27 protein-coding genes are annotated in these 26,811 nt (G+C 70.6%); 23 read left to right on the forward strand and 4 right to left on the reverse strand.

Translation table 11 applies throughout. The features are described from left to right. Positions 1-51 precede the first annotated feature (51 nt). From tilS to lysS, 13 genes are all read left to right on the forward strand, one after another. Complete coding sequence (tilS, locus tag Q9R20_RS07815) at positions 52-1,053, forward strand: tRNA lysidine(34) synthetase TilS (protein ID WP_311248804.1); 1,002 nt, start codon at positions 52-54, stop codon at positions 1,051-1,053. Between the two features lie 9 nt (positions 1,054-1,062). Then, a complete protein-coding gene (gene hpt / locus Q9R20_RS07820; RefSeq protein ID WP_311248805.1) occupies positions 1,063-1,614 on the forward strand; it encodes a hypoxanthine phosphoribosyltransferase in 552 nt (183 codons plus the stop codon). A gap of 134 nt (positions 1,615-1,748) precedes the next feature. Continuing rightward, the gene (ftsH, locus tag Q9R20_RS07825) at positions 1,749-3,752 is read left to right on the forward strand and encodes an ATP-dependent zinc metalloprotease FtsH (protein ID WP_311248806.1); all 2,004 of its coding nucleotides are present in this window, start codon (positions 1,749-1,751) and stop codon (positions 3,750-3,752) included. Positions 3,753-3,758: 6 nt separating this feature from the next. Next, positions 3,759-4,346 carry a GTP cyclohydrolase I gene (gene folE, locus Q9R20_RS07830; protein WP_311248807.1) on the forward strand — a complete coding sequence of 196 codons (588 nt, stop codon included), beginning with the start codon at positions 3,759-3,761 and terminating at the stop codon, positions 4,344-4,346. Beyond that, a complete protein-coding gene (gene folP / locus Q9R20_RS07835) occupies positions 4,343-5,134 on the forward strand; it encodes a dihydropteroate synthase (protein ID WP_311248808.1) in 792 nt (263 codons plus the stop codon). The genes folE and folP overlap by 4 nt, the downstream gene beginning before the upstream one ends. Further along, on the forward strand, positions 5,134-5,502 hold the full coding sequence (folB, locus tag Q9R20_RS07840) for a dihydroneopterin aldolase (RefSeq protein ID WP_311248809.1): 369 nt from the start codon (positions 5,134-5,136) through the stop codon (positions 5,500-5,502). Before folP ends, folB begins: the two co-directional genes overlap by 1 nt. Then, positions 5,499-6,026 (forward strand): 2-amino-4-hydroxy-6-hydroxymethyldihydropteridine diphosphokinase, encoded by a 528-nt coding sequence (gene folK, locus Q9R20_RS07845; protein WP_311248810.1) that lies wholly within the window; start codon positions 5,499-5,501, stop codon positions 6,024-6,026. The genes folB and folK overlap by 4 nt, the downstream gene beginning before the upstream one ends. Further along, on the forward strand, positions 6,023-6,508 hold the full coding sequence (locus Q9R20_RS07850) for a DUF3180 domain-containing protein (RefSeq protein WP_311248811.1): 486 nt from the start codon (positions 6,023-6,025) through the stop codon (positions 6,506-6,508). The genes folK and Q9R20_RS07850 overlap by 4 nt, the downstream gene beginning before the upstream one ends. Then, the gene (locus Q9R20_RS07855) at positions 6,462-7,055 is read left to right on the forward strand and encodes a PH domain-containing protein (RefSeq protein ID WP_311248812.1); all 594 of its coding nucleotides are present in this window, start codon (positions 6,462-6,464) and stop codon (positions 7,053-7,055) included. Before Q9R20_RS07850 ends, Q9R20_RS07855 begins: the two co-directional genes overlap by 47 nt. 140 nt (positions 7,056-7,195) lie before the next feature. Further along, a complete protein-coding gene (locus Q9R20_RS07860) occupies positions 7,196-8,845 on the forward strand; it encodes a PH domain-containing protein (RefSeq protein ID WP_311248813.1) in 1,650 nt (549 codons plus the stop codon). Beyond that, positions 8,842-9,561, forward strand: coding sequence for a DUF2520 domain-containing protein (locus tag Q9R20_RS07865; protein WP_311248814.1), 720 nt, complete (start codon positions 8,842-8,844; stop codon positions 9,559-9,561). Before Q9R20_RS07860 ends, Q9R20_RS07865 begins: the two co-directional genes overlap by 4 nt. Then, entirely contained in the window at positions 9,558-10,412 is an 855-nt protein-coding gene (panC, locus tag Q9R20_RS07870; protein ID WP_311248815.1) for a pantoate--beta-alanine ligase, read from the forward strand. Before Q9R20_RS07865 ends, panC begins: the two co-directional genes overlap by 4 nt. 102 nt (positions 10,413-10,514) lie before the next feature. Then, a complete protein-coding gene (lysS, locus tag Q9R20_RS07875) occupies positions 10,515-12,035 on the forward strand; it encodes a lysine--tRNA ligase (RefSeq protein WP_311248816.1) in 1,521 nt (506 codons plus the stop codon). Here the strand turns inward: lysS and Q9R20_RS07880 are convergent. Then, on the reverse strand, positions 11,986-13,143 hold the full coding sequence (locus tag Q9R20_RS07880; RefSeq protein WP_311248817.1) for a DUF4192 family protein: 1,158 nt from the start codon (positions 13,141-13,143) through the stop codon (positions 11,986-11,988). The genes lysS and Q9R20_RS07880 overlap by 50 nt on opposite strands. A 134-nt stretch (positions 13,144-13,277) precedes the next feature. On the opposite strand from Q9R20_RS07880, the gene Q9R20_RS07885 reads away from it, so the two are divergent. The 3 genes from Q9R20_RS07885 (at position 13,278) to Q9R20_RS07895 (ending at position 15,827) form a co-directional block, all read left to right on the forward strand. Then, positions 13,278-13,475 (forward strand): hypothetical protein, encoded by a 198-nt coding sequence (locus Q9R20_RS07885; RefSeq protein WP_311248818.1) that lies wholly within the window; start codon positions 13,278-13,280, stop codon positions 13,473-13,475. Between the two features lie 64 nt (positions 13,476-13,539). Further along, complete coding sequence (gene cls, locus Q9R20_RS07890) at positions 13,540-15,006, forward strand: cardiolipin synthase (RefSeq protein WP_311248819.1); 1,467 nt, start codon at positions 13,540-13,542, stop codon at positions 15,004-15,006. A 95-nt stretch (positions 15,007-15,101) separates the two neighbouring features. Then, a complete protein-coding gene (locus Q9R20_RS07895) occupies positions 15,102-15,827 on the forward strand; it encodes a hypothetical protein (protein WP_311248820.1) in 726 nt (241 codons plus the stop codon). Between the two features lie 7 nt (positions 15,828-15,834). Here the strand turns inward: Q9R20_RS07895 and Q9R20_RS07900 are convergent, their stop codons facing one another. Together Q9R20_RS07900 and Q9R20_RS07905 are read right to left on the reverse strand one after the other, a co-directional pair. After that, complete coding sequence (locus Q9R20_RS07900) at positions 15,835-16,068, reverse strand: helix-turn-helix domain-containing protein (RefSeq protein ID WP_311248821.1); 234 nt, start codon at positions 16,066-16,068, stop codon at positions 15,835-15,837. After that, positions 16,065-16,691: a hypothetical protein gene (locus tag Q9R20_RS07905; protein ID WP_311248822.1), complete on the reverse strand. Its 627-nt coding sequence runs from the start codon at positions 16,689-16,691 to the stop codon at positions 16,065-16,067. The genes Q9R20_RS07900 and Q9R20_RS07905 overlap by 4 nt, the downstream gene beginning before the upstream one ends. Before the next feature lie 189 nt (positions 16,692-16,880). Here Q9R20_RS07905 and Q9R20_RS07910 point away from each other — a divergent pair, with 189 nt between their 5' ends. The 3 genes from Q9R20_RS07910 to Q9R20_RS07920 all read left to right on the forward strand — a co-directional run bounded on the left by Q9R20_RS07910 (position 16,881) and on the right by Q9R20_RS07920 (position 20,708). Further along, positions 16,881-19,406, forward strand: a complete 2,526-nt coding sequence (locus Q9R20_RS07910; RefSeq protein WP_311248823.1) for an ATP-dependent Clp protease ATP-binding subunit — start codon at positions 16,881-16,883, stop codon at positions 19,404-19,406. Positions 19,407-19,478: 72 nt separating this feature from the next. Next, on the forward strand, positions 19,479-19,988 hold the full coding sequence (locus Q9R20_RS07915; RefSeq protein ID WP_311248824.1) for an amino-acid N-acetyltransferase: 510 nt from the start codon (positions 19,479-19,481) through the stop codon (positions 19,986-19,988). A gap of 45 nt (positions 19,989-20,033) precedes the next feature. Then, complete coding sequence (locus tag Q9R20_RS07920; RefSeq protein WP_311248825.1) at positions 20,034-20,708, forward strand: hypothetical protein; 675 nt, start codon at positions 20,034-20,036, stop codon at positions 20,706-20,708. A gap of 52 nt (positions 20,709-20,760) precedes the next feature. Here the strand turns inward: Q9R20_RS07920 and Q9R20_RS07925 are convergent, their stop codons facing one another. Continuing rightward, the gene (locus tag Q9R20_RS07925) at positions 20,761-22,299 is read right to left on the reverse strand and encodes an amino acid permease (RefSeq protein ID WP_311248826.1); all 1,539 of its coding nucleotides are present in this window, start codon (positions 22,297-22,299) and stop codon (positions 20,761-20,763) included. A 146-nt stretch (positions 22,300-22,445) separates the two neighbouring features. Here Q9R20_RS07925 and Q9R20_RS07930 point away from each other — a divergent pair, with 146 nt between their 5' ends. The 4 genes from Q9R20_RS07930 (at position 22,446) to Q9R20_RS07945 (ending at position 26,811) form a co-directional block, all read left to right on the forward strand. Then, positions 22,446-23,801: a glutamine synthetase family protein gene (locus tag Q9R20_RS07930; protein WP_311248827.1), complete on the forward strand. Its 1,356-nt coding sequence runs from the start codon at positions 22,446-22,448 to the stop codon at positions 23,799-23,801. After that, positions 23,782-24,558, forward strand: coding sequence for a gamma-glutamyl-gamma-aminobutyrate hydrolase family protein (locus Q9R20_RS07935; RefSeq protein ID WP_311248828.1), 777 nt, complete (start codon positions 23,782-23,784; stop codon positions 24,556-24,558). The genes Q9R20_RS07930 and Q9R20_RS07935 overlap by 20 nt, the downstream gene beginning before the upstream one ends. After that, a complete protein-coding gene (locus Q9R20_RS07940) occupies positions 24,555-25,910 on the forward strand; it encodes an aldehyde dehydrogenase family protein (protein ID WP_311248829.1) in 1,356 nt (451 codons plus the stop codon). The genes Q9R20_RS07935 and Q9R20_RS07940 overlap by 4 nt, the downstream gene beginning before the upstream one ends. Before the next feature lie 121 nt (positions 25,911-26,031). Further along, a complete protein-coding gene (locus tag Q9R20_RS07945) occupies positions 26,032-26,811 on the forward strand; it encodes a 3-oxoacyl-ACP reductase (protein WP_311248830.1) in 780 nt (259 codons plus the stop codon).

Below are 26,811 nucleotides of genomic sequence, written 5' to 3' on the forward strand. Positions count from 1 at the left end.
GCGTCGACCCGTCCCCTCCCGTGATGACCGGCCGCCGCTAGCGTGGATGCCATGCCCCACCGCCCCGGACTCGACCCCGCCGTCGCCGACGTGCGCCGCGCGGTGCGCACGGCCCTGACCGATCGAACGGGGTCGGTGGTCGTGGCGCTGTCGGGCGGACCGGATTCGCTCGCTCTCGCGGCCGCGACGGCGTTCGAGGCCGGGCGTCTCGGCATCCGGGCCGAAGCCGTCGTGATCGATCACGGACTGCAGGAGGGCTCGGATACCGTCGCTCGGCGCGCCGCCGATACGGCCCGCGCCCTGGGGCTCACCGCGCGCGTCGTGGCGGTCGAGGTGGGGCGGGGTGACGGGCCCGAAGCCGCGGCGCGCGAGGCGCGGTACGCGGCGTTGGCGCGCGCCGCCGCCGAGATCGGCGCCGACGCCGTGCTCCTCGGTCACACCCTCGACGATCAGGCCGAGACGGTGCTGCTGGGTCTCGCCCGCGGATCCGGCACGGCGAGCCTGTCGGGTATGGCCCCCGAGAGACGGGATGCCACCGGCCCGGTGTGGCTGCGCCCCCTCCTGGGCGTGCGGCGGCGCACGACCGTCGCGGCGTGCGCGGCCGAGGAGCTCGAGCCCTGGACGGATCCGCACAACGCCGACGCCGCCTTCGCGCGCGTGCGGGTGCGCGAGCGGGTGCTGCCCGTGCTCGAGGCCGAGCTGGGACCCGGCGTCGCCGAGGCGCTCGCGCGCACGGCGGAGCAGCTGCGCGAGGACGCGGCCGCCTTCCAGGACATGATCGACGAGACCATCGAGGACATCGTCGAGCACGCCGAGGCCGGCATCTCGATCTCGGTCGCCGCCCTCGCCGCCAACCCCGCGGCGCTGCGCAACCGCATCATCCGCTACGTCGTCGAGAGCGAGTTCGGGGTCTCCCTGACCCGCGCGCAGACGCTCGAGGTCGCCCGTCTCGCCACGGACTGGCGGGGGCAGGGGCCGATCGATCTGCCCTCGTGCCTGGCCCGCCGCGTCGGCGCGCGCATCGAGGTCGTCGCCGCGCAGACGCGCGCTTAGACTCGTGTGATGCGCGCGGCCGACATCTCCGACGACATCAGCGAAGTCCTCCTCACCGAGGAGCAGATCCACGAAAAGCTCGCCGAGCTGGCGACGCAGGTCGCCGCCGACTACGCCGACCGCGAGGTCGTGCTGGTGGGCGTGCTGAAGGGCGCGGTCATGGTCATGGCCGACTTCGCGCGTCACCTTCCCATGCACGTCTCGATGGACTGGATGGCCGTGTCGTCGTACGGTGCCTCGACGCGCTCGAGCGGTGTCGTGCAGATCCGCAAAGACCTCGACACCGACATCACGGGCAAGCACGTGCTCATCGTCGAGGACATCATCGACTCCGGTCTCACCCTCAGCTGGCTGCTCGAGAACTTCGCCTCGCGCGGGGCCGAGTCGGTCGAGGTGCTGGCGCTCCTGCGCAAGCCCGACGCGATGAAGGTCGAGGTCGACTGCCGGTACGTCGGATTCGACATCCCCAACGACTTCGTCATCGGGTACGGCCTCGACTACGCCGAGCGCTACCGCAACCTGCGCGACGTCGCCGTGCTGGCGCCGCACGTCTACTCCTGACACGCGCGCCGGGGGCTCGGCATCCGTTCTCCGTACGCCCTCGACGAACGCACAGGCCCGGCATAGTCCACGCGCGTTAGCCTGATGCGACCGCATTTCTGCGGAGGATCACGAAAGGGCTGGGCTCGCCCACCATGAATTTCAAGAAGATCACGCGAAATCCGATCGTCTACGTTCTGCTGGTCGGTCTGCTCCTGGTCATCGGTTTCTCCCTCATCTCCAACCTCAGTGGCGCCCGCCAGGTCTCCACGAAGGAGGGGCTCGACCTGCTCAAGGGCGGCACCGTGAGTCAGGTCGTCACGAACGATCCCGACCAGCGTGTCGATCTGACGCTGTCGCAGCCGTTCGAGGGCGCGAACAACGTGCAGTTCTACTTCAGCCAGGCCCGCGCCGACGAGGTCGCCACCGCGATCGACGCCGCGAACCCCTCCGACGGCTTCAACGACGTCGTGCCCAAGCCCAGCTGGTTCGACGGGTTCCTCGGCCTGATGCTTCCGCTGGTGCTGCTCGGCCTGCTCTTCTGGTGGCTGCTCTCCAGCGCCCAGGGCGGCGGCAGCAAGGTCATGCAGTTCGGAAAGTCGCGCGCCAAGCTCGTGACCAAGGAGACCCCCACCGTCACCTTCCAGGATGTCGCGGGCTCCGACGAGGCCATCGAGGAGCTCGACGAGATCAAGGAGTTCCTCAAGGATCCGAAGAAGTTCGAAGAGGTCGGCGCCCGCATCCCCAAGGGTGTGCTGCTGTACGGCCCTCCCGGAACCGGTAAGACCCTTCTCGCGCGCGCCGTCGCCGGCGAGGCCGGGGTGCCGTTCTACTCGATCTCGGGTTCCGACTTCGTCGAGATGTTCGTCGGTGTCGGCGCGAGCCGCGTGCGCGACCTGTTCAACCAGGCCAAGGAGAGCTCGCCCGCCATCATTTTCATCGACGAGATCGACGCCGTCGGTCGCCACCGCGGCGCGGGCATGGGCGGCGGTCACGACGAGCGCGAGCAGACCCTCAACCAGATGCTCGTCGAGATGGACGGCTTCGACCCGAAGGTCAACGTCATCGTCATCGCGGCGACCAACCGCCCCGACATCCTTGACCCTGCGCTGCTGCGTCCGGGCCGCTTCGACCGTCAGATCGGCGTCGACGCTCCCGACCTGAAGGGTCGCCAGCGCATCCTCGAGGTGCACGGCCGCGGCAAGCCGCTGTCGGACTCGGTCGACCTCGAGGTCGTCGCTCGCAAGACGCCCGGCTTCACCGGTGCCGACCTGGCGAACGTGCTGAACGAGGCGGCGCTGCTGACGGCCCGCTCGAACGCTCAGCTCATCGACAACCGCGCCCTCGACGAGGCCATCGACCGCGTGATCGCGGGGCCGCAGCGTCGCACGCGCGTGATGAAGGACAAGGAGAAGCTCATCACGGCCTACCACGAGGGCGGTCACGCTCTCGCGGCGGCGGCGATGAACCACACCGACCCCGTCACGAAGGTCACGATCCTGCCGCGCGGCAAGGCGCTCGGCTACACGATGGTGCTGCCGCTCGACGACAAGTACTCCGTGACCCGCAACGAACTCCAGGATCAGCTCACCTACGCCATGGGCGGCCGCGTCGCGGAGGAGATCGTGTTCCACGACCCCACCACCGGGGCATCGAACGACATCGAGAAGGCCACGAGCATCGCGCGCAAGATGGTCACCGAGTACGGCATGACCAACGAGGTCGGACCCGTCAAGCTCGGCTCCTCGTCGGGCGAGGTGTTCATGGGCCGCGACATGGGTCACGGTCGCGACTTCTCGGAGCGCATCGCCGAGCGCGTCGACGCCCAGGTGCGCTCGCTCATCGAGCAGGCGCACAACGAGGCCTATCAGGTCATCAACGACAACCGCGAGGTGCTCGACCGGCTCGCTCTGGCGCTGCTCGAGAAGGAGACGCTCGACCACATCGAGCTCGCCGAGATCTTCAAGGACGTCAAGCGTCTGACCCCGCGTCCGCAGTGGCTGTCGTCGGGTGACCGCCCCGTGTCCACGCTGCCGCCGGTCGATGTGCCGCGTCGTACGCAGCCCGCCGGTGTCGCTGCCTCCACCGAGGCCGAGGCGCAGGCCCAGGCCACGGCGCAGCAGCGTCCGAGCGGACACACGCGACCGGCCACCGCCTGAGGCGCCGTGCCGGTCGATCGAGAGCGCGTCGCCGCTCTGGTGCGTGAGTTGCTGGAGGCGATCGGGGAGGACCCCGATCGCCCCGGCCTCCGCCAGACCCCGACGCGCGTCGCCGACTCCTGGGCCGAATTCTTCTCCGGGGTGGGCCAGGATGCCGGAGCCCCGCTGCAGCACACCATCTCGGTGTCGCGAGGACCGGCGCCCGACACCCTCCCCTCGGGTGCGGTGATGCTGCGCGACATCGCCTTCCGATCGATGTGCGAGCACCATCTGCTGCCGTTCCGCGGCCGCGCCCACGTGGCCTACCTTCCGGGCGAAGAGGTCGTGGGCCTGGGCGCCCTGCCCCGGGTCATCGACATCCTCGCCGCACGCCCGCAGGTGCAGGAGCGGTTGGGGGAGCAGGTCGCCGACGCGATCGCCTCCGCCCTGGACGCCCGGGGCGTGCTCGTCGTCCTCGACGCCACCCACGAGTGCGTCACGATGCGCGGCGGACGTCAGCCCGACGCCTCGACCGTCACGATCGCCGCGCGCGGGGTGTACGCCGACCCCGCCGCCCGCGCCGAGCTGGTGGCGCTGATCGGGGCGCGGCCGTGACCCTCGTCATGGGCATCGTCAACGTCACGCCCGACTCCTTCAGCGACGGCGGTCGGTATCTCGACCCCGACGTCGCCCTCGCGCACGCCCGCAGCCTGCGGGCGCAGGGCGCCGACCTGCTCGACATCGGTGGCGAGTCCACCCGACCCGGAGCCGAGCGGGTGGCGTCGCGGGTCGAGCAGCAGCGTGTGCTGCCGGTCGTGGAGGCGTTGGCATCCGAGGGGGCGGTCGTGAGCATCGACACGATGAACGCCTCGACGGCGGCGGCGGCGGTGCGCGCCGGGGCGCGCCTGGTCAACGACGTGTCGGGGGGTCTGTCCGACCCCGAGATGCTGGCCGCGGTCGCCGAGACCGACGTCGACATCGCTCTCGGGCACTGGCGGGGGCCCTCGAGCGAGATGTACGCCCGCGCCGACTACGCCGACGTGGGTCGCGAGGTCGCCGCCGAGCTCGAGGAGAGGGTCGGCGCGGCCGTCGCCGCGGGAATCGCCCCGACCCGCATCGTGCTCGACCCCGGGATCGGCTTCGGCAAGCGCGGCGTGCAGAACTGGCGCACGCTCAACGCCCTGCCCGCCCTCGGGGCTCTCGGGTATCGCGTTCTGGTGGGTACGAGCCGCAAGCGGTTCCTCGCCGACGCGCTGGGGGACGACGCCGACCTCGCCCGCCGCGACCTCGCCACCGCCGTCACCAGTGTGCTCGCTGCGCGCGCCGGGGTGTGGGCGGTGCGGGTGCACGATGTACCGACCACCCGCGACGCGCTCGCCGTCGCCCGCGCTTGGGAGGCCTGATGGACACCACCGACCGGATCACGCTCACGGGGGTGCGCGCCTTCGGATATCACGGCGTGTACCCCGACGAGAAGCGCGAGGGTCAGGAGTTCGTGGTGGATGCCGCGCTCTCGCTGTCTCTGCGTCGCGCGGCCGAGACCGACGACGTGGTCGACACCGTGCACTACGGCGAACTGGCCGAGCGTCTGGTCGCCGTGGTCGAGGGCGAGCCCGTCGACCTCATCGAGACGCTCGCTCAGCGCCTGGCCGACGCGGCGCTCGACGACGTTCGCGTCGACGCGGTGACCATCACCGTGCACAAGCCGCAGGCGCCCATCGCGGTGCCCTTCGGAGACGTCGCCGTGACGATCACGCGGGGCAGGGCATGAGCGTCCGCCTGGCCCACGGCATCGGCGAGGCGCCCCGAGCCCGGCCCGTGCCGGCGGTGATCGCCTTGGGCGCGAACCTCGGCGACCGCGCCGAGACGCTCGCTGCCGCGGTCGACGAGCTGCGCCGTCTGACGCTCACGTCCGACGTGCGCGTGTCGGAGCCGATCGAGACCGTGGCCGTCACGCTCGCGGGCGAGGACGACGACGCCCCGCGTTACCTCAACGCGGTCGCGCTCCTGCAGACCCGCCTCGCCCCGCGCGAACTGCTCGCCTCCCTGCACCGCATCGAGGCGCGTCATGGTCGCGTCCGGCGCGAGCGCTGGGGGGACCGCACGCTCGACCTCGACCTCATCGCCTACGGTGACGAGACGATCGACCGCGACGACCTCGTCGTCCCGCACCCGCGCGCCCACGAGCGCGAGTTCGTGCTCGCGCCGTGGCATGCGGTCGACCCGGATGCCGTGATCCCCGGCCGGGGACGCGTCGCCGACCTGCTCGCCGGGCTGCGCGGAGGTGCTCGATGAAGCGCACGGGTGCCGGCATCCTGATCATCGCCCTCGTCGTCGGCGCGGTCGTCGGCTTCGTCCTCGACACGATGCTGACGTCGATGGGGCGGGCGACCTTCACCCCGGCGGCGAGCCTGCCGACGATCCTGGCGTTGCTCGGCGTCGTGATCGTGGCGCTGGCGGTGCCGGTCTTCCGCGCCAGCCGGGGGCGCAGCGCCCGCCGCATCGACCCGTTCCGCGCCCTGCGCATCGCGATGCTCGCGAAGGCGTCGTCGCTGGTGGGGGCCGCAGCCCTCGGGTTCGCCCTGGGGCTGCTGGGCTTTCTCGCGACCCGGCCGGTGACCCCCTCGATAGGCTCGATGGGATCGATCATCGCGACGCTGGTGTGCGCAGTCCTCCTCGTCGTCGCGGGACTCGTGGCCGAGCAGCTGTGCACCATCCGGAAGGACGACGATGACGACACCCCCGGAAACACCCCCGCAGGACCCGTCGGGGCCTGACCCCGAGCGCTCAGCCGGCGTGCTCGACGCCGGAACCTACGACCGCATCCTCGAGCCGCGCTCCGAACGTCGTCTGCCGCTCGGCGACGGCACCTGGCACCAGCTCGCACGGGCCTACGTGCGGGTGCAGCTGATCACGCAGGGAGCGGTCTTCGTGCTCGTGCTGGCGGCCGCCGTCGTGGCCCAGGCGATCACCGGTGTGCAGTGGCAGTGGATTCCCGCGGGCGTCATCCTCGTGGTGACACTGGTGGGCCTGCTCATCACCCCACGGCAGGCGCGCTCGTTCGGCTATCAGCTGCGCAGCGACGATCTCGTCTTCCGTCGCGGCATCCTGTGGCAGCGCGTGGTGGCCGTGCCCTACGGCCGGATGCAGCTGGTCGACATCACCCACGGTCCCCTCGATCGCGGTTTCGGCATCGCGCAGCTCAAGCTCGTGACGGCCGCCGCGTCGACGGGCGTCACCATCCCGGGGCTGACCCAGGATGCCGCCGAGCAGCTGCGCGACACCCTCGTGGCCGTGGCCGAGACCCGCCGGACCGGCTTGTGAGCGAGCCGGAGCGGGCGGGCCGCGAGCCCGACGGGGCGGGGCACGTCCCGGAGCCGGCGCGTGAGGCGGATGCCGCGCGAGCGGCGGCGTCCGCCGTTCCGCCGCCTCCAGCGTTCCCGGGGCTGGAGAAGCCAGCCGTTGTGCCCCCGACGGACCCTGCGGGGCCCGAGACGTCGGCCGTTCCGCCGCTGACGGTTCCCGCGGAGCACGGGACGCCCGCCGTCCCGGCGTCCCCGCGCGGAGTGGGCGCGGCGGCGCGCCCCGCGGTGCGCTCGCCCTACAGCGACGGGGAATGGCATCGGCTGCACCCTCTGACGCCGCTGCTGCGCGGCGGCCTGACGGTGCTCGTGATCATCGGTGTGCTGATCGCGAACCTCCGTGAGCGCTTGATCGAGCTGTTCTTCCCCGTGTTCGGCGACCTGCCGCCGGGGGAGCTTCCTCCCGACCCGGTGGACTTCCTCTTCGCGAACAACCTGCTGCTGATCGCCGGTGGGGTGACGGTGGTCGTGCTGATCGTCCTGTTCGTGCTCTTCCGGCTGTCGTGGCGCTTCCACCTGCTGCGCATCGGCGACGACGACGTGGAGGTGCGCTCGGGCGTGCTGTTCCGCACGCATCGCCGCGCTCCCCTCGACCGGGTGCAGGGGGTCAACCTGACGCGGCCCATGATCGCGCGACTCCTCGGTCTGGCCAAGCTCGAGGTGGTCGGCGCGGGCCTCGACGCCAACGTCAAGCTCGAGTACCTGTCGGGCAAGGATGCCGAGGCCATCCGCGGCGACATCCTGCGTCTCGCCTCGGGGCGGCGTTTGGCCGAGGCGCGCGCGCTGGCGGGGACGCGCGCCCCGCTCGCCCGCCAGGCGGTAACGGCCGTGGGCTCGGGCCTGCAGAACCTCGTCGACGGCGAGGACTTCTCCGACACCGAGCCCGAGAGCATCGTGCGCATCCCCCTCGGGCGCCTCGTGGCGTCGCGGGTGCTGAGCGGTTCGACCCTGGTGCTCGTCGCCCTCGTCGTGGGGATCGTCGTGGCGGCCTCCGTATCGACGCTGTGGCTGCTGTTCACCGTGGTCCCCATGTTCCTCGCCTTCGGCGCCTACTACCTCCGCTCGATCGCTCGGGGCCTGCGGTACTCGATCGCGCCCACCGCGGACGGCGTACGCGTGACCTTCGGGCTGTTCACGACGGTGTCGGAGATCGTGCCTCCGGGACGGGTCCACGCCATCGAAGTGCGCCAGCCGCTCATGTGGCGTCCATTCGGCTGGTGGACCGTGTCGGTGAATCGCCTGTCCGGCCGGTCGTCGACCGACACCAGCACCGATCAGTTCGCCGCCGTCCTGCCCATCGGCACCCGTGGCGACGTGGAACGCGTCCTGCGGATCCTCGCCCCCGGCCTCTCGGGAGGTGACTGGACACTCGTTTTCCGCAACGGCATCCTGGGTCCGGTGGAAGACGATCCCTATGTCACGACGCCCGCGCGCGCCCGGTGGCTGCGGCCGCTGTCGTGGCGCCGCAACGGTGTGCTGCTCACCGACGATGCCCTGCTGATGCGGCGCGGCTGGGTGTGGCGCACCCTCAGCATCCTGCCGTTGGCGCGTCTGCAGTCCGTCGGCCTGCACCAGGGGCCGTTGGCCCGGGCCTTCGGCGCCGCGACCGTCACCGGTCACGTCATCGCGGGCAGCGTGCAGACCTCGGTCGGCGCGCTCGATCGCGACGACGCGCTCCGGGTGTTCGAGGGCACCGCACGGGCCGGCGTCGCCGCGGCGGCGAGCGACCACACCCACCGGTGGGCCGGATGAGCGGCCGCGACGGCCGCCTGGGCGTCGGCATCATCGGGGCGGGGCGGGTCGGTCCTGTCGTCGGCGCCGCTCTCGCCGGCGCGGGACACGCCCTCACCGGGATCACCTCCGGCTCCGACGACGACCGGGTCGAGGCGATCCTGCCGGGCCTCCCGCAGCTCACGGCCGACGAAGTGGTGCGGCGCAGCGAGCTCGTGGTGATCGCCGTGCCGCACGACCAGCTCCCCGGCCTGGTGGCGGGGCTCGCCGACCTCGGCGTCTGGCAGCCGGGGCAGCTCGTGCTGCACACCGACGCCGCGTACGGTGCGCGTGTGCTCGACCCCGCGGCCCTCCGCGGCGCCATCCCGCTGGCGATCCACCCCGCGATCGTCTTCACAGGCGCGTCGTCGATCGACCTGCGGCAGCTGGCGCAGGCGTACGCCGCGGTCACCGCTCCGGCGCCGGTGCTGCCGATCGCCCAGGCGCTCGCCGTGGAGCTCGGCTGCGAACCCGTCGTGGTCGCCGAGGACGACCGGGCGACGTATGCGGAGGCGATCGCCACGGCGACCGAGTTCTCGCGCTCGATCGTGCGGCAGTCCTCGGAGCTGCTCGCACGCGTGGGCGTGGAGAACCCGGGCGGATACCTCTCGGCCCTCGTGCGGTCGAGCGTCGACCAGGCGCTCGTCGAGGGCAGCGGCCGCGGGCCGCTCGACGCCGACGCTACGATCGACGGATGATCCGCACCCTCGAGGATCTGCGCACCCGACTCGGCGAGATCCGAGGCGCAGATCGATCGCCCGGCGGCCCTCGCGTCGCGCTCGTGTCGACGCTCGGCGCCCTCCACGACGGCCACGCCGACCTCATTCGGGAGGCGCGCGAGCGCGCCGACGCGGTGGTCGTGTCGACGTTCGTCAATCCGCTGCGCTTCCGCACCGCGGACGAGACCGCCGCGTACCCGCGCTCGCCCGAGGCCGACGCCCGGGTGCTCGACGACCTGGGCGTCGACGTCGTGTTCGCACCGACCGCGGCGCAGTTCCTGCCCGCCGGGACGGCGACCACGCGGGTGTCGGCCGGCGATGTGGGGCTCCGCTACGAGGGGCGCGTCCGCCCGTTCTACTTCGACGGCGTGCTGACGGTGGAGGCCAAGCTCTTCCACCTCGTGAACCCCGACGTCGCGGTCTACGGCGAGCGCGACCTCCAGCGCATCTTCCTCGTTCGGCGGATGGTGCGCGATCTCGATTTCGGCATCGAGATCGCGACCATCCCGACCGTGCGCACCGACGACGGCCTGCCGGTCTCCAGCCGCGTCGGCCTGCTGGACGACGCCGACCGCCGCGCGGCCGCCGCCCTCCCGCGGGCCCTCGAGGCCGCGGCATCCAACGCCGACCTCGGCGTCGACGCGTGCATCGCCGCGGCGCAGTCGTCGCTCATGGGGGAGCAGCGCATCACGCTCGAGTACCTCAGCGTCGTGGATCCGGCGACGTTCCTCCCGGTCGATGACGGGCATCGCGGTCGGGCCTTCGCGTTGATCGCCGCCACCGTGGGCGGGCACCGGTTCATCGACAACGCCGAGATCTCGCTGCGCTGAGGGCCCGCGCGCAGCGACCGGTCGCGCCGGTCCACCCTCGGGCGTCCCGCGGCGCGGGCGAGCGCGGCGAATAGACTGGACGAAACCCCGAGGAGCCTCACGATGACCGACGCGCCCGCGAACGACGCCGCCGAACCCACCGAAGACGAGGTCTTCGAGCAGAAGGCGGTACGCCTGGCCAAGCGCGAGCGCCTGCTCGCCGAGCGCGCGGACGCCGCGGGTGGGGCGTACCCGGTCACCGTGCCGATCACGACGACCATCCCCGAGCTGCGCGCGCGGTTCGGCGATCTCGAGGCCGGGGCCGAGACCGGCGAGACGGCCGGCGTCGCCGGCCGGGTCGTGTTCAGCCGCAACACCGGGAAGCTCTGCTTCGCCTCGCTGCAGGCGGGCGACGGCAGTCGGATCCAGGCGATGGTCTCGCTGGCGGCCGTGGGCGAGGACTCGCTGCAGGCGTGGAAGGAGCTCGTCGATCTGGGCGACCACGTCTTCGTCTCGGGCGAGGTCATCTCGAGCCGTCGCGGCGAGCTGTCGATCATGGTCTCCGAGTGGCGCATCGCCGCCAAGGCCGTGCTGCCGCTGCCGAACCTGCACAGCGAGCTCAGCGAGGAGAGCCGCGTGCGCAGCCGCTTCCTCGATCTCATCGTGCGCGATCGTGCCCGCGAGACGGTCCTGGCGCGCGCGAAGGTGAACGCGAGCCTGCGACGCACCTTCACCGAGCGCGACTTCGTCGAGGTCGAGACCCCCATGCTGCAGGTGCAGCACGGCGGCGCCAGCGCCCGCCCGTTCGTGACGCACTCCAACGCCTTCGACACCGAGTTGTACCTGCGCATCGCCCCAGAGCTCTTCCTCAAGCGCGCGGTCGTGGGCGGCATCGACCGGGTGTACGAGATCAACCGCAACTTCCGCAACGAGGGCGCCGATTCCACTCACAGCCCCGAGTTCGCGATGCTCGAGGCGTACCAGGCGTACACCGACTACAACGGCATCGCCGATCTGACGCAGACCCTGATCCAGGATGCCGCCGTCGCGGTGGCCGGCTCGACCACCGTCACGTGGGCCGACGGCACCGAGTACGACCTCGGCGGGCAGTGGGACCGCATCTCGATGTACGGCTCGCTGTCGGAGGCGGCCGGGCGCACGATCACTCCCGAGACGACGCTCGACGAGCTGCGCGCGCTCGGGGCCGAGAACGACGTGGACGCCCCGCCGCACGAGACGCACGGCAAGTGGGTCGAAGAGCTGTGGGAGCACTTCGTCAAGGGCGGGCTCACCCGCCCCACCTTCGTCATGGACTTCCCCGTCGACACCAGCCCGCTGGTGCGCGAGCACCGTTCGATCGCGGGGGTCGTGGAGAAGTGGGACCTGTACGTACGCGGCTTCGAGCTGGCGACGGGGTACTCCGAGCTCGTCGACCCGGTGATCCAGCGTCACCGCTTCACCGAGCAGGCCAAGCTCGCCGCGCGCGGCGACGACGAGGCCATGCCGATCGACGAGGAGTTCCTGCGTGCGCTCGAGCACGGCATGCCGCCGACGGGCGGGATGGGCATGGGCATCGACCGCCTCCTGATGGCGATCACCGGGCTCGGGATCCGCGAGACGATCCTGTTCCCGCTGGTGAAGTAGGGCGCTCGAAGACCCACTCCGGCAGTCGTCCGCTGTCGACGAGCTCGAGCATGATGCCGCTGAGGCCGTGCTGGGGATCGATGGCGAGCGCCTGCTCGGCGTACGCCGCCGAATGGGACGCGCGGCCGGACGCCCAGGCGAGCCAGGCGCACGCCGCGAGCGGCCCGGGCCGGCGCTCGGGCGGCAGGACGGCGGCCACGCGCCGGCAGACGTCGAGACCGGCGGAGAGCCTCGCGGGCCGGGGTCGGGCGCCCTCGCCCCACATCGGCCGCGCCAGGTCTTCCGGGACGGGGACGCCGGCTCGGTAGGCCGTCTGCGCCTGGAACACCGCGTCGCCGGTGGCGAGGTCGCCGGTCCACTGCATGAGCGCGACGTCGCGCAGCGAGGGGCGCTCCAGGCAGAAGGCCATCGCGGCAAGGCGGGTCAGGTCGCCCTCGGTCCAGGGGACGGTCACCGCGCTCTCGAAGAGCGCGGGCGGGTCGGCGAGACCCGCCACGACGGCCTCGGCGCTCCGCCGACGGGCGGGGGACAGCCGCCGCCGGTCCCGTGTCGCCCGCAGGGCCAGCTCGGCGTCGTCGAGAAGGCGCACGATGCCCCGCGACGTCTCCTCGTCGCCGGGCGGGAGCGCGGCCGCCGCGACCTGGTCGCTCCGCACGTCGGGTTCGAGCCCGGGGGTGGCGGCATCCTGGATCTCCCACAGCGGGTGCGGGGTGCGCTCGGGGTCGAGGTAGCTCGCCCACCCGTCGGGGGACACGACGAGGGCGTCGATGATCCGGATGCCGCAGATGCCCGCGCGCGAGCGCACGGCCTCGACGAGAGCGGTGCTCGGGAGCGGCGCACCCGGGGCGAGGCCGTCGTCGGTGTAGACGGCGACGGCGATCGCGTCGGTCCTCGCGACCTTGCACGCCATGCCCAGGACGGTCGAGGCGACGCCTTCGGCGAGCGCGCTGTCGCCCTCGGGCGGAAGGTCGACGCGCATGGCGCCCAACGACCGCCCCTTCGCGAAGGGGACGACGGCGAGGCTCCGCCGGGGCGTGCATTCGAGCAGGTGCGGGACGAGGGCGAGGAAGGACGGGGACGAGACGGCGCGGACGACGGTGGTGGTCATGCGTCGAGGGTGCCGAGAACGAGAGGTCTCCCGCGGCGAGGATTGCCTCGATGGTGGACAACTCGACGAATCCGCAAGGTGGGGAGGAGGGGTCTGCGGGCGTTCGTCCAGCCACCGCGGGTATCCTCGAAACCATGGACGAGACCTGGACCGCGATGCTGTGGGCGATTCTTCCCACTCTCGTCGTGTCGGTCGTCTTCTTCTTCATCCTCCGTAACGTCATCCGGATGGATCGCACCGAGCGCAAGGCATACTCCCGCATCGAGGCGCAGGAACGCGCCAAGCGCGGGCTGCCGCCGGTGGCGTCCACGGGCGACGGCTCCGCGAACTGACGCCCGGGCGGCCCCTGTCGGGGGCCCTCGCTACGCTGGGTGCACAACCCGCCCAGGAGGATCCGTGATCAACGCCACGTTCGACGCGAGCTGGCTCGTGATCACTCTCTTCGTCGTCGACCTCGTGGTGCGCATCGCGGCGATCATCATCGTGCCGCGCAACCGTCGCCCCACCGCGGCGATGGCCTGGCTCCTGGCCATCTATTTCATCCCGTTCGTCGGCGTCTTCCTGTTCCTCCTGATCGGCAACCCGCGCCTCCCGCGCAAACGGCGGCGCAAGCAGGCGGCCATCAACCAGTACATCCACGACACCAGCGCCTCGCTCGAGTTCGGCACGCTCCGCCCCAACGCACCGCAGTGGTTCCGCTCGCTCGTGCAGCTCAACCGCAACCTGGGCGCCATGCCGATCGCCGGCGACAACGCGGCCACCCTCATCGCCGACTACCAGCGCAGCCTCGACGCGATGGCCGAGGCGATCCGCGCCGCGAAGCGGTACGTGCACGTCGAGTTCTACATCCTGCAGTCCGACGACTCGACCGACAACTTCTTCCGCGCCCTCGAAGAGGCCGCCGCGCGCGGGGTCGTGGTGCGCGTCCTGCTCGATCACTGGGCCAACCGCGGGAAGCCGCACTACCGGCGCACCCTCCGCCGTCTCGACGCGATGGGGGCGCACTGGCACCTCATGCTCCCCGTGCAGCCGCTGCGCGGGCGCTATCAGCGACCCGACCTACGCAACCACCGCAAGCTCCTCGTCATCGACGGCGACGTGGCCTACATGGGCTCGCAGAACGTCACCGACTCGTCCTACAACCTCCGCAAGAACATCCGCCGTGGATTGCACTGGGTCGACCTCATGGTGCGCGTCGAGGGTCCCGTCGTCGCGAGCATCAACGCGGTGTTCCTCTCCGACTGGTACAGCGAGACCGACGAGACGCTGGGCGATGAGATCGACCTGTTCTCGGTCACCTCTGGACCCGGGGACCTCGACTGCCAGATCGTCCCCTCCGGTCCCGGGTTCGACTTCCAGAACAACCTCAAGCTGTTCCTCGGCCTGCTCTTCGCCGCGCAGGAGCGCATCATCATCGTCAGCCCCTACTTCGTCCCCGACGAGGCGCTGCTGCTGGCGATCACGACCGCCTGCCAGCGCGGGGTGCACGTCGAACTCTTCGTCTCCGAAGAGGGCGACCAGGCGATGGTGTATCACGCGCAGCGCAGTTACTACGAGGCCCTGCTGCGCGCGGGCGTGGTCATCTGGATGTACCGCAAGCCGTTCATCCTCCACAGCAAGAGCGTCACGATCGACGACGAGGTCGCGGTGATCGGCTCGAGCAACATGGACATGCGCTCCTTCGGTCTCAACCTCGAGGTGTCGATGCTCGTGCGCGGCGGCGAGTTCGTGCGCGACATGCGCGCGGTCGAGCACACCTACCGCACGCTGAGCCGTCAGCTCACGATCGAGGAGTGGCGTCGTCAGCCGCTGCGCTCGACGATCCTCGACAATCTCGCACGCCTCACCTCCGCCCTCCAGTGACTCCCGCGCGCCCGCGATGGTGGCGGGACGGTTCGCCGGTGGCATCCAGGATTCTTCGCCATCATGGGTCGACCCCATCCCCCCTGGAGGTTCGCATGTCCCGTCGTCGTCTCACCGTGCTCGGCCTGCTCGGAGCGGGTCTGATCGCCGCCGGCGCCCTCGCCGGGTGCGCGTCCGGAGCGTCCTCGTCGCCCGATCCGTCCACGCCGGTCCCGGATGCCACCGACACCGCGCCCACGAGCGAGGTCGGCGCCGCCTGGCTCGATGCGGGTCGCGCTATCGCCGTCGTCACCTACGGCAGCTCGACGTGCGTCCCCGTCGTCGCGGGGGAGCTTCGGGCGGCGGACGGGACACTGACCGTCGACCTCGCCGATCCGCAGACCGACGTCTGCAGCCGCGACATGGCGCCACGCGCGACCTTCGTACCGCTTCCCGCGGGCGTCGACGCCTCCCAGGCTCTCGAGGTGACCGTCACCGGAGCGGCCGAGGGTCAGGCGCGCCTCGCGGGTCTCGCCGGCGCGCCCGCGACGTCCGACGACATGGCGCCGAGCGCCGGGTGGGCCGGCGCCTCGACGGTCGCGATCGTGACCTACGGCAGCTCGAGCTGCGTGCCCCGGGTCGAGTCGGCCACGGTCGACGGCACCCGGATCGCCGTGCGGTTCGCGGCGCCGCCCGCCGACCAGGTGTGCACGATGGACTACGCCCCGCGGGTGACCCTGGCCGACGTCGACGGCGAGGTCGCCGAAGGCGAGGCGACCGTCACCCTCTCCGGCGGCGGTGTGGCGGACGCCGGCCCGGTCCCCGTGCTCGGCACCCGCTGACCGCCCCTCAGCGCTCGACGACCAGCAGGTCGCCGACCTCGCAGTCCAGTACGCGGCAGATCGCCGAGAGCGTCGAGTAGCGGATCGCCCGCGCGCGGTCGTTCTTCAGCACCGACAGGTTGACGACCGAGACGCCCACCAGCTCGCTGAGGCGCGTCAGCGTCATGCCCCGCGCCTCGAGCAGCTCGTCGAGTCGGCAGTGGATGCCGGTGGGTCCGTCCTCCGCGGTCGCCGGGCTCATACGAGACCCTCGGTGTCGCGCTGCAGACGGTCGCCGACCGCGAAGGCGGTGCCGGCCAGTCCCGCCACGAAGGCGATGCCGATGAGGGAGGGCAGGTCGATCAGCTGCACGGTGCCGCGGTCGACGGTGCGCTCCGAGATCCAGGCGATGGCGCCGTTGGCGACCATGTTCTGGAAGAACGGCACCCCGGCCGCGCCCACGAGGGTGACGACCCCGGCGGTGGAGACCAGGGCGGTGTTGCGGCGGGAGAAGATGCGTCCGCGCAGGATGCTCGAGGTCAGCAGCAGCAGAAGCGTCACCACGGTGACGACGACGACGGCGAACAGGCCCTCCGCGATGAACAGCGCCCACAGCGACGCGGCGGGGAGGGAGGGCGCGGTCACCACGCCCCCGGTGAGCTCGATGGTGACGGCGCTCCCGCCGGGTCCGAGGGGGGCCTGCGCCACGGTGTCGACGAAGGGGGTGACGACGCGGACGTTCTGATTGGGGGCGGCGGCCGCGATGTTCGCGACGCTGCGGACGACGGCCCAGATCGCGATCGCGACACCGGCCACGACGAAGAACCAGAACGAGGCGGCGTCGCCGCGGGAGAGGACCGGGGAGGTCGGACGGGGGGAGGTCATGACAGCTCCTTATCGAGGATCGTTGTTATTGACAGTCGATAAAGTAACGATGATCGATATGTTCCGCAAGGTCTCGAGCGGTCGCGGTATGCCCACGGCGAACACGGGGCTCCGGCATCCGACCGCTGGTTACTCTCGATGTACGGCGCGCGGAGGCGTGCCTGTCAGCCCATTTCTGGAGGGACTGAGATGTTCGAGAGATTCACCGACCGTGCCCGTCGTGTGGTCGTCCTCGCCCAAGAAGAGGCGAAGATGCTCAACCACAACTACATCGGGACCGAGCACATCCTGCTCGGCCTGATCCACGAGGGCGAGGGTGTCGCTGCCAAGGCGCTTGAGTCGCTCGGCATCTCGCTCGACGCCGTGCGCGAGCAGGTGCAGGACATCATCGGCCAGGGTCAGCAGCAGCCGACCGGTCACATCCCCTTCACCCCGCGTGCGAAGAAGGTGCTCGAGCTGTCGCTGCGCGAAGCGCTGCAGCTCGGCCACAACTACATCGGCACCGAGCACATCCTCCTCGGCCTCATCCGCGAGGGCGAGGGCGTGGCCGCCCAGGTGCTGGTGAAGCTCGGCGCCGACCTCAACAAGGTGCGCCAGCAGGTGATCCAGCTGCTCTCGGGCTACCAGGGCAAGGAGCCCGCGGGTGTCGCCACCGGCGCCGGCGAGCAGCAGTCCTCGGGTGCCCAGGGCGGCTCGGCGGTCCTCGACCAGTTCGGACGCAACCTCACCCAGGCCGCGCGCGACAACAAGCTCGACCCCGTCATCGGGCGCGAGAAAGAGATCGAGCGCGTCATGCAGATCCTGTCGCGCCGCTCCAAGAACAACCCCGTCCTCATCGGCGAGCCCGGTGTCGGAAAGACGGCGGTCGTCGAGGGTCTCGCCCAGGCCATCGTCAAGGGCGACGTCCCCGAGACGCTCAAGGACAAGCAGGTCTACTCGCTCGACCTCGGCTCCCTCATCGCCGGTTCCCGCTACCGCGGCGACTTCGAGGAGCGCCTCAAGAAGGTCACGAAGGAGATCCGCACGCGCGGCGACATCATCGTCTTCATCGACGAGATCCACACGCTCGTGGGTGCCGGTGCCGCCGAGGGTGCGATCGACGCGGCATCCATCCTCAAGCCCCTCCTCGCCCGTGGCGAGCTCCAGACCATCGGCGCCACCACGCTCGACGAGTACCGTAAGCACTTCGAGAAGGATGCCGCGCTCGAGCGCCGCTTCCAGCCGATCCAGGTGGCCGAGCCGAGCCTGCCCCACGCGATCAACATCCTGAAGGGCCTGCGCGACCGCTACGAGGCGCACCACAAGGTGCAGATCACCGACGGCGCGATCGTGGCCGCGGCGAACCTCGCCGACCGGTACATCAGCGACCGCTTCCTGCCCGACAAGGCCATCGACCTGATCGATGAGGCCGGCGCTCGCCTGCGTCTGTCGATCCTGTCGTCGCCGCCGGAGCTGCGCGAGTTCGACGAGAAGATCGCCAAGGTCCGCGAGCAGAAGGAGCAGGCCTCCGAGGAGCAGGACTTCGAGAAGGCCGCGTCGCTGCGCGACGAGGAGAAGTCGCTCCTGGCCGAGCGTCTGCGCCTCGAGAAGCAGTGGCGCTCGGGCGACGTCGCCTCCCACGCGGTGGTCGACGAGGGCCTGATCGCCGAGGTGCTCGCCCAGGCCACCGGCATCCCGGTGTTCAAGCTCACCGAGGAGGAGTCCAGCCGCCTCATGTTCATGGAGAAGGCCCTGCACCAGCGGGTCATCGGCCAGGAAGAGGCGATCGCCGCTCTGTCGCGCACGATCCGTCGTCAGCGCGCGGGCCTCAAGGACCCCAAGCGCCCCTCGGGCTCGTTCATCTTCGCAGGCCCCACGGGTGTCGGAAAGACCGAGCTGGCGAAGGCGCTCGCCGAGTTCCTCTTCGACGACGAGGGTGCGCTGATCTCCCTCGACATGTCGGAGTTCGGTGAGAAGCACACGGTCTCTCGTCTGTTCGGTGCCCCTCCCGGATTCGTCGGGTTCGAGGAGGGCGGCCAGCTCACCGAGAAGGTGCGCCGCAAGCCGTTCTCGGTCGTGCTCTTCGACGAGATCGAGAAGGCCCACCCCGACATCTTCAACTCGCTTCTGCAGATCCTCGAAGAGGGTCGCCTGACCGACGGTCAGGGCCGCGTCATCGACTTCAAGAACACCGTGATCATCATGACGACCAACCTCGGTTCGTCGGCGATCGCCGGTGGTCCGGTCGGTTTCCAGGTCGAGGGCAGCGCGCAGACCTCGTACGAGCGGATGAAGGGCAAGGTCGACGAAGAGCTCAAGCGGCACTTCAAGCCCGAGTTCCTCAACCGCGTCGACGACGTGATCGTCTTCCCGCAGCTCAACAAGGAAGAGCTCCGTCAGATCGTCGGTCTGTTCGTCAAGCGCCTGGCCGACCGTCTGCTCGACCGTGACATGACGGTGGAGCTCTCGGACGACGCCAAGGACAAGCTCATCGAGATCGGGTTCGACCCGACCCTCGGCGCTCGCCCCCTCCGCCGCGCCATGCAGCGCGAGGTCGAGGACCGCCTCAGCGAGAAGATCCTGCACGGCGAGCTCGAGTCCGGCGACCACGTGAAGGTCGGCGTCGAGAACGGACGCTTCACCTTCGCGACGAGCCCGCGCGGCGAGAAGGTCGCGATCGGTGTCGGAACGGCCGGCGAGATCGCCGCCACCCCCGACACGCTCGCCGGCAGCTGACGACGTAGCCGAAGAAGGGTCCGGATGCCATGGCATCCGGGCCCTTCCGTCGTTGCGGCGTACGCTGGTCCGATGACCTCTCCCGCGCCGTTCGTCGTCCGCCCCGCCGGAACCGCCGACGTCCGCCGCATCCACGAGCTCCTCGAGCCGTTCGTGCAGAAGCGCATCCTGCTCGGGAAGGATCTCGTCGTCCTGTACGGCTCGGTGCAGGAGTTCGTCGTCGCCGAGGCCGACGGTGCGGTCATCGGGTGCGGAGCGCTGCACGTGATGTGGGACGATCTCGCCGAGATCCGCACGCTCATCGTGCACGACGACTGGTTGCACCACGGTGTGGGCCGCGCTCTCGTGGAAGTGCTCGAGGAGCGCGCCCGCGATCTCGGGATCTCGCGGCTGTTCTGCCTCACCTTCGAGGTCGACTTCTTCACCCGTCGGGGCTTCGCGCCCATCGGCGAGCAAGTGGTCGACCCCGACGTGTACTCGCAACTGCTGCGCAGCCCCGACGAGGGCGTGGCCGAGTTCCTCGACCTCGCCCACGTGAAGCCCAACACGCTGGGCAACACCCGGATGCTCAAGCACCTCTGAGCGTGCCGTGAGGGAAGCCCCCGCCGGGGCGCCTACCCTGGAAGCATGACCGATGCCCCCCGTAGGCGGAGGCAGTCCCCGGCGGTCTACCGTCGACGTCGTCTCGCGGCGGGGCTCCTGGCCCTGCTCGTGATCGGCCTCGTCGTGTGGCTCGTCGCGGCTCCGCCGTGGCGCTCTGTTCCGACGGCCCAGACGACGCCCGATTACGCCGCTCCCTCGACCGCCGCAGCGCCGTCGTCGGCCGCGTCGACCCCGTCCTCCTCGTCGAGCCCCGTGCCGTCGGCGACGCCGTCGCAGAGCGCCGCGACCGGGCCGGTCGAGTGCAGCGCCGCCGACCTGACCGTCGAGGCGTTGTCGGACAAGAGCGAGTACGGCCAGGGCGAGAACCCGCAACTGTCGATCCGTCTGACGAACACGTCCGCGAACCCGTGCACCCTGAACGTCGGGACCAGCGCCCAGTCGTTCACCGTGACCAGCGGAACCGACGTGTGGTGGCGCTCCACCGACTGCCAGTCCGAGCCGAGCGACCTGGAGGTGACCCTCGCGGCGGGCCAGGTCGTCACCAGCGCCGCACCCCTGACGTGGGATCGCACCCGCTCGTCGGTGAGCACCTGCGACGCGGAACGGCCCTACGCGCCCACCGGCGGCGCGACCTATCACCTGAGCGTCTCGATCGGCGGCATCCCCTCGACCGGGACGGCGTCGTTCATCCTGCGGTGAACTCGATGAGGGGCGGATGCCGGTCGGCATCCGCCCCTCACCGTGCGACGGTTCAGGCGCCGGGGCTCTTGCCGAACACCTCGCCCTCCATGGCGTCGTAGCCCTCCTTCTGCGGGTCGCCGTGCAGGCCGCCGGACAGGGCGTACTCCTCCTCGGGGGAGAGCACGAGCCGGTGGCGCCCGTAGACCGCGAAGGCGATGAAGATCACGGCGTAGACCACGATGATCGCGACGATCGCGAGCAGGTACGCCGGGTTCAGGAGCAGACCGAAGAACACCACCGCCGCGATGATCGCAGCGGAGTACGCGCCGAACAGGCCCCAGGGGCTCCTGTACGGGCGCACGGCGTTCGGGAACTTCCGCCGCAGCACGATGAACGCCACCATCTGCAGGAAGTACGCCAGCACCGCGCCCCACACGGCGATGTTCAGCACGATCGCGCCCGCGGGGCTGGCGTCGCCACCGGCGGCCTGCACCACCACGAGGGCGAGGAAGCCGAGGACGGCGCCGAAGACGAGCGCCACCCAGGGCGTCTTGCGCGCGCCCGTCAGCGACAGCCAGCGCGGGTAGTAGCCGGCGCGCGAGAGCGAGTACATGTTGCGGCCGTAGGCGAACATGATCCCCATGAGGGAGGCCAGGAGGCCGACGAGGGCGAGGAGCGAGAGCAGGGCTGCGGCCTGATCGCCGACCATCGCGCGGAAGCCGTCGAGGAGGGGTTCGAGCGATCCGCCGGTCTCTTCGGCGCCGAGTACGCCCGTGTTGAGGAACAGCACGATCAAGCCCGTGACGATGAGCGTCCCCCGTGCCCAGAGTCCTGCGCGCGGGATGTCGCGAGCGGGGTCGTGCGACTCCTCGGCGGCGAGCGGCAGCTCCTCGATGCCGAGGAAGAACCACATCGCGAAAGGCAGGGCCAAGAGGATCGAGCCGACCCCGAAGGGGAGGAACTCGCTGTTGCCGTCGGTGGGTGCGATGTTCCACAGCGAGCCCCAGTCGAAGGCGCCGGTGAACAGCGACATCGCGCCGAACACCACGATGATGCCGATCGAGATGATCGACACGACGATCGCGAAGCCGAACGAGATGTTCGCCCCCGCGGCGTTCAGGGCGATGAAGAGCGCGTACAGGATGATCCACCAGACGAAGGCCGGCAGGCTCACCCCGGTCAGCAGCTCGAGCGCCGAGTCGGCGTACTGCCCCGAGAAGTAGACGACGACGGCGGTGGTGGCCACGTACTCGATGGTCTCGGCGAGGCCCGTCGCGAGACCGCCCCAGGGCCCCATCGCCGACCGCGCGAACGAGTAGGCGCCCCCGGTGTGCGGCATGGCGGCGGCCATCTCACCGATCGAGAACGTGAGGCCGTAGTACATCACCACGAGGATGACGAAGGCGATGAGCATGCCGCCGAAGCCGGCGAAGCCGATGCCGAAGTTCCAGCCCGAGAAGTCGCCCGAGATCACGGCGGCGACGGCGAGACCCCACAGCCCCCAGACGCCGGCCGAGCGTTTCAGCGTGCGTTTCTCGAAGTACGAGGCGTCGGTGGCCGTATAGGTGGCTCCGGCGACCTTTCTGCGGGAGTTGCTCGAGGTGGACATGGGACCTCCAGACGAATGCGGACAGGCTTCGGGCTTACCTTGCGGGAAATCATGGCCTTCCATTGGTCGACCTGTCTACCTTTGGCGTGTAAGTTCCTCGTTACGTCCTTCACCCGAGGCGACGTCGACACCGCGAGAGGGAGACCATGGCGGGCAATCTCAGCAGCGAAGACCTGGATGCCGCGATCGACGCGGGCGAGATCGACACCGTCGTCGTCGCCTTTCCCGACGCCCAGGGGCGACTCGTCGGCAAGCGCGTCGCCGCGCGCTTCTGGCGCGACGAGGTCCGGGGCCACGGCGCGGAAGCCTGCAACTACCTGCTCTCGGTCGACGTCGACCTGAACACAGTCGACGGCTACGCGATGTCGAGCTGGGAGAAGGGGTACGGCGACATGCTGCTCGTGCCCGATCTCGACACGCTCCGCACCCTGCCCTGGCAGCCCGGAACGGCTCTCGTCTTCGCCGACCTCGCGTGGGAGGACCGCGCGCACGTCGCGCAGTCGCCCCGCGGCATCCTGAACGCGCAGCGCGCGCGTCTCGCGGAGCGCGGACTCACCGCCTACGCGGGGACGGAGCTGGAGTTCATCGTCTTCGACGACTCCTTCCGCGACGCCTGGGCCAAGGGCTACCGGGGTCTGACCCCCTCCACCGACTACAACGTCGATTACAACCTGCTCGCCACCACCAGGCTCGAGCCGCTGCTGCGCGACATCCGCCTCGGCATGGACGGCGCGGGCATGTACTGCGAGGGCGTCAAGGGCGAGTGCAACTTCGGGCAGCAGGAGATCGCGTTCCGCTACGCCGAGGCTCTCGAGACGGCCGACAACCACACGCTCTACAAGAACGGGGCGAAGGAGATCGCCGACCGGCACGGCAAGTCTCTGACGTTCATGGCGAAGTTCAACGAGCGCGAGGGCAACAGCTGCCACATCCACCTCTCGGTGCGCGGCGACGACGGCTCGGCCGTGATGGCAGGCGAGCAGGAGCACGGGTTCAGCCCCTTGATGGGGCACTGGATCGCCGGCATCCTGGCGACCCTGCGCGAGTTCACCCTGCTGTACGCCCCCACGATCAACTCCTACAAGCGCTACGCGAAAGGGTCCTTCGCCCCGACGGGCGTGGCCTGGGGTGTCGACAACCGCACGTGCGCGCTGCGCGTGGTGGGCCACGGCTCGTCACTGCGCGTCGAGAACCGCGTACCCGGGGGAGACGTGAACCCCTACCTGGCGATCTCGGCGATCATCGCGGGGGGCCTGTACGGCGTCGAGAACGAGCTCGAACTGCCCGAGCCGCTCACCGGCAACGCGTACGCGGCGGGCGTCGACACCCTCCCGACGACGCTGCGCGAGGCCGCCCGGCTCTTCAGCGAGTCGACGATCGCCCGCGACGCGTTCGGCGACGACGTCGTCGAGCACTATCTCAACCAGGCGCGCATCGAGGTCGAGGCCTACGACGCCGCCGTGACCGATTGGGAGCGGGTGCGTGGTTTCGAGCGCCTCTGATCCGAGCAGGACCCCCGTCGTGGGGCTGACGACTTATCTGGAACGGGCGAAGCAGGGCGTGTGGGACGTGCGCGCCTCCTTCCTGCCGCAGCAGTACTTCGACGCCGTGACCGCGTCGGGCGCGACCGCCGTGCTGCTACCGCCCCAGCCGCGCCCCGAACAGGCGGCCGCCGCCGTGCTCGACGGTCTCGACGGGCTCATCCTCACCGGCGGTCTCGACGTGCAGCCCGAGCTGTACGGCGCCGAGCGCCATCCGCTCACCGACCCCGCTCGGGCCGACCGCGACGCGTGGGAGCTCGCGCTGCTCGCGGGAGCGCGGGAGCGCGGCATCCCGGTCTTCGGCATCTGTCGGGGGCTCCAGCTGCTCAACGTCGCGATGGGCGGCACGCTGCACCAGCACCTCCCCGAAGCCCTCGGCACCGAGCGCTACCGGATCGGTGGGGGCGTCTTCGCCGAGAACGTCGTCGAGGTGGATGCCGGCACCCGGCTCGCCGGTCTTGTCGGCGCCGGAGCTCTCACCGTACACAGCTACCACCACCAGGGCGTCGACCGGGTCGCCGAGGGGCTCCGGGTCACCGCGCGCACCGACGACGGACTCGTCCAGGCGGTCGAGATCGACGGGGACGATTATCTCGTCGCCGTGCAGTGGCATCCCGAGGAGAACGCCGAGGACCGGCGGCTCTTCCTCGGGCTGGTCGCCGCGGCGGCGCGCTACCGCGCCTCACGTTCCTCCGAGCAGCAGGGAGTGCCCGCATGAGCACGTTCACCGTCATCGACCCCTCGACGGGGTCGCCGATCACGACGCTCGAACGCGCCGAGGTCGATGAAGTGGATGCCGCCGTCGCCGACGCCGTGCGCGCGCAGCGCGCGTGGGCAGCCCTGGCGCCGGTCGCCCGGGCCGACGCGCTGCGCTCCTTCGCCCGGGTCGTCGAGGCACATGTCGAGGAACTCGCCCAGCTCGAGGTGAAGAACTCCGGCCACCCGATCGGGTCGGCGCGGTGGGAGGCGCAGCACGTCGCCCAGGTGCTCAACTACTACGCCGGTGCGCCGGAACGCCTGATCGGGTCCCAGATCCCCGTCGCCGGCGGGCTCGACGTGACGTACCACGAGCCCTACGGCGTGGTCGGGATCATCGTGCCGTGGAACTTCCCCATGACGATCGCCGCGTGGGGCTTCGCCCCCGCGCTCGCCGCGGGCAACGCGGTCGTGCTCAAGCCCGCCGAACTGACCCCGCTGACGGCGATCCGCCTCGGTGAGCTGGCGCTGGAGGCGGGGCTCCCCGAAGGGCTCTTCCGGGTCGTCGTGGGCTCGGGCTCGGTCGTGGGCCAGCGCTTCGTCTCGCACCCCGACGTGCACAAGGTCGTCTTCACCGGCTCCACCGAGGTCGGCACCGAGGTCGCCGCGGGCTGCGCCCGGATGCTCAAGCCCGTCACGCTCGAACTCGGCGGCAAGAGTGCGAACATCGTCTTCGCCGACGCCGACCTCGAGAAGGCCGCCGCGGGAGTCCCCGGTTCGGTCTTCGACAACGCCGGTCAGGACTGCTGTGCGCGCAGCCGGCTGCTGGTGCAGCGGAGCGTCTTCGATCGCTTCCTGGAGATGCTCGAACCCGCGGTGTCCGCGTGGAGAGTCGGCGACCCGACGAGCGAGGACACCCAGATGGGGCCGCTCATCTCGGCATCCCATCGCTCCACCGTGCAGGGCTTCCTCGACGGGGTCGACGTCGCCTTCCGCGGCTCGGCGCCCGAGGGTGACGGCTTCTGGTTCGCCCCCGCGGTGGTGCTCGCGCAGCCGGGCGACCGCATCGCGCGCGACGAGGTGTTCGGTCCGGTGCTGGCCGTGCTGCCGTTCGACGACGAAGCGGATGCCGTCCGCCTCGCCAACGACACCGCCTACGGTCTCGCGGGCTCGATCTGGACCGAGAGCCTGGGGCGTGGCATCCGGGTCTCGCGCGGGGTGCGAAGCGGCGTGCTGTCGGTGAACTCGCATTCGTCGGTGCGCTACTCGACGCCCTTCGGCGGCATGAAGGCTTCCGGCCTGGGCCGTGAACTGGGTCCGGATGCCGCCGAGCACTTCACCGAGACCAAGAACGTCTTCTACGCCACCGAGTAACGCCCGCCCCCTCACCCCCTCGTCCCACTTATGACGGTCCTCGTCCCACTTATGGCCGGTCTGAAGGCCCCGCACCAGCCATAAGTGGGACGAGGTCCAGCGCGAAAGGAACACCCGCACCATGACCATCGACCTCACCCAGCGCCTGCGCGATCGCGTCGCCATCGTCACCGGCGGCGCCAGCGGCATCGGCCTCGCCACCGCCCGCCGGTTCGCCGCCGAGGGTGCCCGCGTCGTGATCGCCGACCTCGACGAGACCACCGGCGCCGCTGCCGCCGCCGAGGTGGGCGGGGTGTTCCGGCAGGTGAACGTCGCCGACGAGGACTCCGTGAACGCCCTGTTCGACGGCGTCGCCGCCGACCTCGGCAGCGTTGACATCGCCTTCAACAACGCGGGCATCTCGCCCGCCGACGACGACTCCATCGAGACCACCGAACTCCCCGCGTGGGACAAGGTGCAGGACGTCAACCTCAAGAGCGTCTACCTGTGCTCGCGCGCGGCCCTGCGGCACATGGTGCCCGCGGGCAAGGGCTCGATCATCAACACCGCGTCGTTCGTCGCGCTCCTCGGCTCCGCCACCTCCCAGATCTCGTACACCGCCTCGAAGGGCGGCGTGCTGGCGATGACGCGCGAACTCGGGGTGCAGTTCGCACGCCAGGGCATCCGCGTGAACGCCCTGTGCCCGGGCCCGGTGAACACCCCGCTCCTGCAGGAGCTGTTCGCGAAAGACCCCGAGCGCGCGCAGCGCCGGCTCGTGCACGTGCCAATGGGACGCTTCGCGGAGCCGGAGGAGATGGCCGCGAGCGTGGCGTTCCTGGCATCCGATGACGCGTCCTTCATCACCGCGACGGCGTTCGTGGTCGACGGGGGTATCACCAACGCTTACGTCACGCCCCTGTGA

The organism is Microbacterium sp. PRF11 (genome assembly GCF_031844085.1).
Classification (GTDB): domain Bacteria; phylum Actinomycetota; class Actinomycetes; order Actinomycetales; family Microbacteriaceae; genus Microbacterium.